Raw genomic sequence first — 9,835 nt, forward strand, 5'->3', positions numbered from 1 at the left:
GTTCTTTATGTCTCGGCGGGTGCGGGTGACAAGACTTCGATAGCGCTGTACCTCGGTGCGGTCGCGTTCACCATGCTCATGACACACGCCGAAGAAATCATCCTCAGCCGCGCGGGATTTCGGGTCGGAGGTTCGTTATCGCGTAGGAAGCTATGGATACGGGCCATACCGCTGGGGCTCATCCTCGTCGCGTTGATCGTTGCTCTGTCAGCGCCGGCCCTGGGTTTGTGGCCGGTGCTCATCATGGTGCTCGGACGACCGGTGTCCGGCCGGATGTTTCGGGGCGACGCCACTGCGACGGACTGACGCCGTATGTCCGTCGGAAGCACCGGGTGAAGTGCGTTGCGTGCGGGAAGCCGTGACGGCGGGCGACGGTAGCGATGGAGACGTCGGGATCGGAGAGCAGCGCGCCGCGAGCACGTTCGAGGCGGGCCCTCTTGATGAACCCGGCAAGCGAGCCGTTGACTGCCGGCCATACCTTGTAGAGCTGCCGCGTCGACATCGTGTGCGCTGCCGCAATGGTTCCGGCCGAGAGCCCCGGGTCGTCGAGATTCCGTTCGATGTAGCGCTCGATGGCCTCGACAAGCACCCGCGACGGTTCAGGGTGCGGCGATGCATCGGCGGCACTGAGTATCAACGAGCGCATGAGCGGCAAGGTCGACACGGTTAGATCGGGCAGCATGTTCTCTGCACTCTCGGCGATCGCTCCCAATTGCCGAATATGGTTGGCCAACAGCGAATACAGAGGCAGTTCGGAACCTAGCCTCGCGATACCGTGGTGCACGGTCTCGATGGACATCGTCAACCGTTCGTGGGTGGCGTGCACTACCACCGCGGACCCGCTCGTGTGTCCGCGAAAGTCGAACGCACGCGACTGGTCGACGAGTACGAGCGTCGGCTGATCCGATTTCTTCTCGACGGGAAGGCCTTCGACGGTCAACGACCAGTCTCCCGGCTCGAGTACAGCCATCGATATCAACCGCCCCGCGCGTGCGGCCGGCCTGGTCTGCGGATTGCGCACGGCGAGGGCGCGATACTGCGCCCGCATCAACCACACGCCGTCACCCAGCTGCCACTGATCGACCGACCTGCTGCCCATGCCGTGATGCGTCTCGGACGCGACGACATGAGGGGCGACGCCGTCACACACGACGATGTCCGTCAGAGGCCGAACAGTACCGCCACGCACGAGGACTCATGCCGTACGCGGCGCGAAAACGACGTGCAAAGTACGACGGATTGCCGAAGCCCCACCGACGTGCGATGAGGGCGATCGGCAGGTGACGGCACTCCGCGCGGGCCAACTCGCCGCGGCAGCCCTCGAGGCGGTGGGTGATGACCCACTGCTCGAGACTGAAATCGTCTTCCCCGCACAGGCGAAACAGCTTTCGGGTGGAAATGTCGTGGGCGCGGGCAATGGTGTCGGGCGTCAGATCCCTGTCGGCGAGATGCCGACGGATGTAGCCCTTGATCCGGGGCAGCAGAACCTCGGCCATCATGCCGCGCGCGTAGTCCCCGTCGAACGCCGAGGCGATCAACGTCCGTGCCAACTCGACACTCGACTCACCCAGTGTGCGAGCCGCTTCCGTTCCGGCTATGGAGTCCCCGGCGGAGGTCAGTTCGTTGATGTGGGTGCTGAGCAGCTCGTACACCGGACTGGCCGGCAGACGCGTCGCCGCTTCCTTCACCACCCGGCGGGGCAGGTTCAGCGCTTCGATCGGTACGTACAGGGCCTGCGAAGCCGCCGGCCCGTCGTAGAGGTACCGGTAGGGCTGATTCATGTCGACGAGCATCAAATGACCGGTCCCGACGGTGTACCGGCTGTCGAACTGGTCGTGAATGCCCGCACCCGACGTTTGCCTGGCCACACAGAACATGTCCGCTGGACCGGTGCGAACGTGTTTCTCGGTGCGGTCCAGTGACAGGTTTGTAAGGTTTGCTTGCCAGATGCTGGCAGGTCCGAACTCCCACGCCTGCATGTAATGATCCACGTCGTCCGCATTGTCCACGCCCACGGAAAGGGGCCAGGTCTGCCCGTCGAACGCAGCGTGCAGCGCGTCTCGTCGCTCACCGACGGGTAGACCGGAAGCCTGGTAGATGACTGCCACGGCCCGCTCACCCAGCGGCGGCGAGTGGGCATGCCAGCAGGTTGACGGCCACCAACGGCGGCAATTTCGAGACCACAGCCATGTCGACTCCTACGGACGCGCGAGTGGTAGGACGAAGAGTACGCTGGTGCAGCCCGTGCGGCAGCGTGTCGACGCTGTGAGTACAGAACCGTGCGGGGATCAGTCGATGCGATGCAGCGATGCGCTCGAATCCCGGGCCGCGCTGTTCTCGACGGCCCAGTCCAGTGCGTAATCCGCCACCTCCTCCCAACCAGGCTCGGCGCACGTCCAGTGCGACCGACCGGGGAACTCGTAGTAGTCGGTGACCGCAGGCGACTTCTTGTACTTGTGCGCATTCGACTTGTTCACGGCCGGCGGCATGATGTGGTCGGCACCGCCCGCGATGAACAACAACGGTGCCCGGTCGCGCGTGTAGTCGACCCAGGTTTCCTGATGCCCGGGAGTCCAGTTGGCAAACACTCCGTACTTCCACACCCACGACCCCGGGGCTGCAATGGCATACCGGTCGTAGGCCGCGAGTGCACTCTCGTCGTCGAGAGTGTTGGTGAACGCGTAGTGAAATTGCTTCTGGGTGAAGCCGGCCGCTTTGCGACGGTTGGACAGCCGCTTCAGAATGGGCAGCAATGCCCTGGCCTGCGACGGAGGCTGCACCCGCACCCCTTCGGTCGGTGCGGAATTGATCGCGACGGCGGCGGCCCCCAAACCTCGATCGAGCAGAAGTTGCGTGATGACTCCGCCGAACGAGTGGCCCATGATGATCGGCGGGGACGGCAGATCGCCGATGATCCGAGCCAGATGGTCGACGGTGGCGGGCACCGTCAGGTTCGCGATCACGTCGGGGTTCTCGCGAAGGGCCTCGACTTCGATCTCGAATCCCGGGTACGCGGGTGTGAGAACGCGGTAGCCCCTCGCCTCGTAGTGCGTGACCCAGTTTTCCCAACTCCGCGGCGTGACCCAGAGTCCGTGGACGAGCACGATGGTGTCCGGTGCAGTCGAACGTGTCATAGCGATGCCATCTCCTTCGCGCCGTGCCTATCGGCGAGCACTGTATATATCGGCGAGCATTGTGGCGCAGTGACATACGCCCTTGGAAGAAGAATGTAGGACCCCTCTGCACCAACGACCTGCCCGCGCATGCACGGTTGTGTACTGTGCGCGCCGAGTGAACCTGGCGCTGTGAGAACACTTGTGTGCGCGCACCTTGGCATCTCGCCGGACTCCCCCACCTACGGTGACACTGTCGAAATCCGAGAAGGGAACGGTTGTCATGTCACCAACAAATTTCGTCGGGGTTCCCTCGCGGGTAGCCCGATACATCGTCGCCGTCCTCGCCTTCGTGGCTGTCGGTATGTCCGGTGTCGCATCCGCGCAGGCAGCCGAGGAGCCCACGGTCGTGCTGGTCCACGGCGCGTTCGCAGACTCGACCGGGTGGCGCGACGTCACAACGCAGCTGACCGCGCAGGGCTATCCCGTGCAGACCTTCGACAATCCACTCCGCGGACCCCGATACGACGCGAACCAGCTGCAGAGACAGCTCGACACGATCGCGGGTCCGATTGTGCTCGTGGGACATTCGTACGGCGGCGCCGTCATCACCAACACATACGACCCCGATGTCGTGGCCAACGTGTTCGTCGCCGCGTTTGCACCGGATCAGGGTGAGTTGGTTCAAGGACTGCTCAACCCGATCACCTTTCCCGGCAGCCGGCTGTTGCCACCGGCTCTGCAACTGACCGCCGTAGACGACCCCACGGGCACCGGCATCGCAGGCAAGAACGTCGACGGTTTCATCGCGGAGCCGTACTTCCACGACACCTTCGCCCAGGATGTGGGTCCTTCCGTCGCGGCCGACATGTTCGCCCACCAGAAGTCCGCCGCGTTGGTGGCCAACCTCGAACCGTCCGGCGCACCGTCGTGGCGCACCGTTCCGAGTTGGTACCTCGTATCGCAGCAGGACAGGGTCATCCCCGCCTCGCTGCAACGGTTCATGGCCTCACGCGCCGCCGCTGGCAACATCACCGAAATCGACTCGAGCCACGCCTCCCTCGTCTCTCACCCCGCCGACGTCACCGTTGTCATCGTCGCTGCAGCGCACACGGGTGGTTAGCCGGCGAAGTCCGCAGTCGCAACGCGATATTCGTCAGGCTCCCCCGCCGCCGACGCTGGGGTTCTGGGCGATGAGCGACGGCGGTGTCACCCTCTTCTCGTCGGAGCCGTCGGCGTTCATCGACGCCACCTCCGCACGGGTCGGACCGGTTACGTCCTTGACCGGCACGCCGGTTTCCGTCGTCGCCCGCGTGTAGAAGATGCTCGTGCCGTCGCCGCTGAACTCCGGATGCACGGAGTACGTGTCGGTGAGCGGCGTGATGTCGCCGCCGCCGGCGGGCATAGCATAGATTTCCGATCCGTTGTTGCCGCCCCTGTTGCTGGAAAACACCAGCGTCGAACCGTCAGGAGAGTATGCAGGGTCGGCGTTCCAGAACTGATCTCGGAGAACCACTCTCGACGCGCCACCGGCCACCGGCGTCTCGACGAGATACCCGCTCACGTTGTAGACCAGCATCGAGCCGTCGGGTGAGAACGTCATCTGCGACCCGCCTTCGTCGCGGGCGAGGACCCGAACATCGGAACCGTCGGCGTTCATGACGCTGATGTTGCTGCCATCGGTAACTGCGAGCATCGAGCCGTCGGGTGAGAACACGGGCTGATAGCCACCCTCGTATACCGTTGTCGTCTCACCGGATTCGAGCTCGACCACATCGATCGACCGGCCTCGCGTGTACGCCACCTTCGATCCGTCCGGCGACACCGCGGCGTCGGTGCTGTAGTTACCGTCGGACATATCCTTGGCAACCGGCGGATTGACCTGGCGCAGATCACTACCGTCGACACCCATCACGAAGATCTGACCCCACCCGTCGTCGAACGCCACCACTTCCGGGGCCGGGGCCGGTAGTTCGGCGTCCGCGCGGTCGGCGCCACACGCGGTCACGAGGGTGGTGGCGACGAGCACGGTCAGCAACCTGGATGAGCGCATCGCAGCATCATGGCAGATTGGGGGTCTCTGCGGGCTGCTTCGCGTTCTTGTCGGTGCGCCGGCGTAGCTTCCTCGACATGGACAAGTTGGGGGACTTGCGAAGCGCCGACGCGCTCACCGATCAGGAGGTCATCTCCGGAATCGTCGACATCGTCGGCACCGAAAACGCGCTTGCAGCAAACAAATACCGCCTGCTGGCGCAGTTCTCCCGGCGCGGACTCAACCTGAAGGGCCATCATTCGACGCCTGCACAGTGGCTCGCCTCCGGTACGCGCGTCACTGCCGGCAACGCAGCCCGCCAGTTCAAGACCGCCGACTGGCTCACCGGATGGCCGACGGTCCTCGACGCCCTCGCCGGCGGCGACATCCATTCCGTCCATGTGAAGGAAATCTACGACGGTTTCCACCACATCAGGACCGCCGATGGCACGCTTACCACCGAACAACTCGCCGACGCCGTTGCCGACCTACTGGCCGCCGCATTCGAGAAGACATCACACGAGGTGAAGGCACGGGCACAGGAACTGGCTCACGCGTTCGCCCAGCAAGCACGCGCACGCTTCGACAGGGCCCAACAAGAACAACGCCAAAATGACAAAGACGAGACAGACGATGTGGCGCCCGACGACGTGAGTCTTCAGCCTCCCGCACCACCGGAACCGCCGATCGGCCCTCCCCCCATCCCGGTGTCAGAAAACCCGGAGCTCAACAGCTTCGAGATCTACGTACAGGCCAACGGGCGCAGGATCGTCCGTGCCGACCTCGACGCGGTGTTGGCCGAAAAACTTCGAGCCGCTGTGTGGCAGTACTCCCGACCCACACCTGCAGCCGACGGGACCCGCGACCCGCGCAGCGCAACCAAGCGGAACGCCGACGCACTGGAGCGCATACTCGACGAGCGCTCCCGGACGGGCCCTGCCTCGGCGACGCCTCCCGCGAACGTGAACGTCGTCGTCAGACTCCGAGATCTACTCGCGGGCGGCCCGGCCGGTAGCCCGAACTCGGACGCCGACGCGCGGGACTGGCCGTTCTACCTCTCGTGGACCGGCCCGATCAGCCACAGCCTCGCGCGGCTGCTCTCCTGCGACGCGAACCTCGACCCGGTCATCGTCGACGAACACGGAGTCCCACTGGCCATGGGTCGCACCGTCCGGTTGGCCACCGCCGAACAGCGTGCAGCGCTGCGCATCCGCGACCGCTGCTGCATCAAATGCGGACGCGCAGCACAGTTCTGCGAAGCGCACCACATCGTCTTCTGGGAACGAGGCGGACCGACGGACCTCACCAACCTCGCCCTCGTCTGCGGTGACTGCCACAACGACATCCACTACCGGGGCTGGGACATCGCACTCGGAGACGACGGACACCCCCGGGTCATCCCTCCCTCGGGAGTGGACCCCGAACGAAGACCGTTGCTCAGCTACCACCGTCGTCGGAGGCGCGCCGGGTGAGACATGCAAACATGGCGAGCCATTCACCAGCGGCGGATGAGCAACGGTCGACGAACAATGCCCGCCGCCTCTGATGTCATCGGCCGTCGGACGCGGTCGAAGTTGTTCGATGCGATCGCGATTCAGATCGACGGCCTGCGTGTGGAACGGGCAGTTGTCCATCAGCGTCGTGGTGACGGATTCTGGTTCCGAATTACACCACTGACAACCACGAAGCGCGCTTCCGGCGCCGGCCCCCGCGGGTTGTCGGCCGAGGGGCTTGCGAACGCAGGTACCGCACTGACCGGTGACGCAGGTGTACTGGCACGACTGGCCGCGGTTTTCGACCCGGGTGACCGGAGCTTCGCCATCGTGCCCCCGCTGGGGTCGACCGTCGTCGAGATGCGTCACAGTTGAAGTAGTGGCACCCGGGATCGCCGACGAGATTATCCGACATCGCCCGGTCGGTGCCCGCAGTTTCGCAATACATCGATCGGGTCGCTACATCGCAATGCTGTGTGTGCCGCCAGCGGGAGTTCCGCGTCACCCCTCGGTCTTGGTCACGACCGCCACTAGAACCGTGCTGTCACAGCGGGACAACAGCTCTCGGCCTCCGGCCGCAGTGAAGTCCATGTCCCCGCCGATGATATCGCCGACTGCTCCTGAGACCCGCGGCGATCGACGCCGCGCGACGACGCCCGTTTTGGTGCCGCCGGGTCTCTGAGCGCCGCCGACGGTGGACCGGGTCTACGTCGTGGGTCACGTCGTGGGTTACGTCGTCTGTCGGCGGGTGCGAACTTGCCGTTTTTGAGCGTCGATGAATGCGTGCTGCGTGGATTCACCGACGGTGTCGGTGGCCGCGAACATGCCCAGCTCGATTCCTTGGCTTGCCAGCCTGTCGTGGTCCCAGTACTCGGTCACTTCTCGGCTCAGCCCGCTGAGGTAGAGTTTGCCGCCGACCGCGCCCAGGCGTTCGGCGTAGTTTCCGATGACGGCGAAGAATGTGGCTCCCAGTGTCGTGCGACCGCGCAGTCGGAGAATCACCTCGGGTGATTGCGCCCCGGCCGGGTCGGGAAGGCGGACCTGCAGGGTGCGGGCGCCGGCGTAGAAGAGGCTGCCGTACACATCGAGGACCACGATCTCGTGATCGTGCAACTGCTTCGGCGCCGCAGCCTCCACGAACCTCCCGTGCGGCCTGGGAACGAGGCGCACCACTTTGAGGTCCACAGCCTCCTGATTGAGCTGCAGCAGCAACGAGAGCACCACCCCGATCCCGACCGCGGCCGTGACCGGAAGCAGCAGTGTGGCGGCGAACGTGGTGATCAACGCGACAGCCGAACTGGGTCCACTTCGGAGGATGGCCGCCACCCGGGAGGGACGGATCGACCCGACCGCGGCGGCGATCAGCACCGCCGCCAATGTCGGCATCGGCACCTTCCCCACCAGCGACGAGAACGCGACGAGAATTACTGCCATCCAGAATCCGGAAAAAATTGCGGCCCAACGTGTTTTACCACCGGCGGCGGTGTTGAGCGCAGTTTGCCCGACCGAACCGCCGACGGGCATCCCACCGAACAGCCCAGACGCGGCGTTGCCGAGGCCCTGCGCGGCGAAGTCCTGATTGGATGCCGATCGCGTACCGTCGAGGTTGGGTGCAGCCTCGGCGACGCCCGCGGCCTGCACCAAGACGATTGCGGCGACCGCGGCTGCGCCCCCGATCAGGCCTGGGGAGAGCAGCCCGAGGTCGGGAAGTTGGGGTACCGGAAGTCCGGTGGGGATGGTTCCGATACCCGCGACGGATTCCACGCTGTCGAGGCCGAACACGATGACGATGAGGGTCGGTATCAGCAGGGCGATCAGCGACCCGAACAGTGCCAGCCTTGTGTAGGCCAGAACGGTAAGCAGGAGCAGCGCAGCCACACCGATCATCAACGACGGCAGATCCATTTTGGTCGGGTTGGTGACGACGTCGAGTGCTTTCGCGGCGGAGAACGCTCCCTCGGCATCCGCGCCGGCGAAGTCCGGAAGTTGCCCGAAGACGATGTTGACGGCGATCCCGGTGAGGAACCCGGTCATCACCGAATGTGACACGAAGCGGGTGTACCGGCCGAGCCGCAGGAGAGCGGCGGCGATCATGATCGCCCCAGCCAGCACGGTGAGCAGGACCAGCGCCGCCGACTTGTCCACTTCGGGCACCTCGGACAGTGCCGAGCCGGCGGCCAGCGCGGACGCGCTGGTCGTTGTGATCACCATCAGTTTTGTGCTGGTCTGCATCCCCCCGAACACGGGGCCGACCATGCTGGCGTACAGGCCGTGGATCGGGCTGACCCCGGCCAGCAGTCCTGACGCCATACCGTCGGGAACGCTCGCAATCGCCCCGGGCAGCCCGGCGACCAGGTCGGCTTTGAGGTGGCGCCTCTCGGGCAGGCGCGCTCCGATCCACCCTCGCACCTCGGACCCGATTGGTCGCACCCTCATCGGTTTCCGCACGGTGCCCGCAAGTGTGGCCGTGTTCCGGCGTCTTCTTCTGATCGCTGGGTTCTCACCTCACGGACTCTGTTCACTGGTGTTCGACCGGACGGTTGCCGGAGTGAGGATGATGGTGAAGCCACGCGGAGTAGCGCTCGGCGAGCGGCGGCGCGGTGATTCCGTGAGCCAGGATGGACAGTGCGATTGTGGTGGCTGCTGTAGTCAGGATGAGCTCCTGGTTGGGAAGGTCATTGTGTTCTTCGAGGATCAGAATCGCGAAGACGATGGTGGCGAGTCCGCGTGGACCGAACCATCCGATGAATGCGATGGTGGGTGTGCGCGCATGCAGGCCGAAGAGTGAGAGGGTCACTGGCACCATCCGCACGACTGTCAGACTGAGGACCGAATAAAGAACTATCTGCCACGTCAGGTGACCGAGCGCGAGTGAGAGAAGCACCGCTCCGAAGACGATGAATGTGATGGCGTTGAAGAGATCGCCGAGTTCCTCGATGAGGTGGGAGATCTCCCCGCCTACTCGCTTTCGGATCGCTCCGAACGCAAGTCCGCCAACGAATGCCGCGATGAAGCCCGAACCACCGATGGGGACTGCGATCGTGTACGCGAGGGCGGCGGCAGCTACGGGAACGATCTGCGCCCAGAGCGGTTCGATTGTCTTCAGTCGGCTGGCGAAAACCAGGATCGCTGCCGCGACCGCGCCGGCGCCGACACCGGCCGCGGCCCCGTACCCGATCTGCTCACCGACCAGGCGG

General features: G+C 64.8%; 10 protein-coding genes. 4 read left to right on the forward strand and 6 right to left on the reverse strand.

Translation table 11 applies throughout. The features are described from left to right. The coding region (locus WBQ44_RS06370; protein WP_495565881.1) for a hypothetical protein at positions 1-306 on the forward strand (306 nt) is incomplete at its 5' end. Here WBQ44_RS06370 and WBQ44_RS06375 read toward each other — a convergent pair. From WBQ44_RS06375 to WBQ44_RS06385, 3 genes are all read right to left on the reverse strand, one after another. Further along, positions 242-1,189 (reverse strand): helix-turn-helix transcriptional regulator, encoded by a 948-nt coding sequence (locus WBQ44_RS06375; RefSeq protein WP_495565882.1) that lies wholly within the window; start codon positions 1,187-1,189, stop codon positions 242-244. The two genes, WBQ44_RS06370 and WBQ44_RS06375, sit on opposite strands and share 65 nt — an antisense overlap. Continuing rightward, positions 1,143-2,108, reverse strand: coding sequence for a helix-turn-helix domain-containing protein (locus tag WBQ44_RS06380; protein WP_495565883.1), 966 nt, complete (start codon positions 2,106-2,108; stop codon positions 1,143-1,145). Before WBQ44_RS06380 ends, WBQ44_RS06375 begins: the two co-directional genes overlap by 47 nt. Positions 2,109-2,288: 180 nt before the next feature. Then, complete coding sequence (locus tag WBQ44_RS06385) at positions 2,289-3,134, reverse strand: alpha/beta hydrolase (protein ID WP_495565884.1); 846 nt, start codon at positions 3,132-3,134, stop codon at positions 2,289-2,291. A 262-nt stretch (positions 3,135-3,396) separates the two neighbouring features. Between WBQ44_RS06385 and WBQ44_RS06390 the strand changes: the two genes are divergently transcribed. Next, the gene (locus WBQ44_RS06390) at positions 3,397-4,236 is read left to right on the forward strand and encodes an alpha/beta hydrolase (protein ID WP_495565885.1); all 840 of its coding nucleotides are present in this window, start codon (positions 3,397-3,399) and stop codon (positions 4,234-4,236) included. 33 nt (positions 4,237-4,269) lie between these two features. Here the strand turns inward: WBQ44_RS06390 and WBQ44_RS06395 are convergent, their stop codons facing one another. Beyond that, complete coding sequence (locus WBQ44_RS06395; protein WP_495565886.1) at positions 4,270-5,166, reverse strand: TolB family protein; 897 nt, start codon at positions 5,164-5,166, stop codon at positions 4,270-4,272. On the opposite strand from WBQ44_RS06395, the gene WBQ44_RS06400 reads away from it, so the two are divergent. Continuing rightward, positions 5,157-6,617: an HNH endonuclease signature motif containing protein gene (locus tag WBQ44_RS06400; RefSeq protein WP_495565887.1), complete on the forward strand. Its 1,461-nt coding sequence runs from the start codon at positions 5,157-5,159 to the stop codon at positions 6,615-6,617. The genes WBQ44_RS06395 and WBQ44_RS06400 overlap by 10 nt on opposite strands. Before the next feature lie 36 nt (positions 6,618-6,653). Further along, positions 6,654-7,013 (forward strand): hypothetical protein, encoded by a 360-nt coding sequence (locus WBQ44_RS06405; protein ID WP_495565888.1) that lies wholly within the window; start codon positions 6,654-6,656, stop codon positions 7,011-7,013. A gap of 354 nt (positions 7,014-7,367) precedes the next feature. On the opposite strand, the gene WBQ44_RS06410 is transcribed toward WBQ44_RS06405, so the two are convergent. Beyond that, a complete protein-coding gene (locus tag WBQ44_RS06410) occupies positions 7,368-9,074 on the reverse strand; it encodes a SulP family inorganic anion transporter (RefSeq protein ID WP_495565889.1) in 1,707 nt (568 codons plus the stop codon). Positions 9,075-9,156: 82 nt separating this feature from the next. Then, the coding region (locus tag WBQ44_RS06415) for a cation:proton antiporter domain-containing protein (protein WP_495565890.1) at positions 9,157-9,835 on the reverse strand (679 nt) is incomplete at its 5' end.

The organism is Rhodococcus sp. (in: high G+C Gram-positive bacteria), assembly GCF_049591685.1.
Classification (GTDB): domain Bacteria; phylum Actinomycetota; class Actinomycetes; order Mycobacteriales; family Mycobacteriaceae; genus Rhodococcoides.

What these genes read in the sequence shown, in the direction of transcription:
- WBQ44_RS06400 (WP_495565887.1), top strand. Translation starts at nt 5,157, where the DNA reads ATGAGCGCATCGCAGCATCATGGCAGATTGGGGGTCTCTGCGGGCTGC.
- WBQ44_RS06390 (WP_495565885.1), top strand. Translation starts at nt 3,397, where the DNA reads ATGTCACCAACAAATTTCGTCGGGGTTCCCTCGCGGGTAGCCCGATAC.
- WBQ44_RS06410 (WP_495565889.1), bottom strand. Translation starts at nt 9,074, where the DNA reads ATGAGGGTGCGACCAATCGGGTCCGAGGTGCGAGGGTGGATCGGAGCG.
- WBQ44_RS06385 (WP_495565884.1), bottom strand. Translation starts at nt 3,134, where the DNA reads ATGACACGTTCGACTGCACCGGACACCATCGTGCTCGTCCACGGACTC.
- WBQ44_RS06395 (WP_495565886.1), bottom strand. Translation starts at nt 5,166, where the DNA reads ATGCGCTCATCCAGGTTGCTGACCGTGCTCGTCGCCACCACCCTCGTG.
- WBQ44_RS06405 (WP_495565888.1), top strand. Translation starts at nt 6,654, where the DNA reads ATGAGCAACGGTCGACGAACAATGCCCGCCGCCTCTGATGTCATCGGC.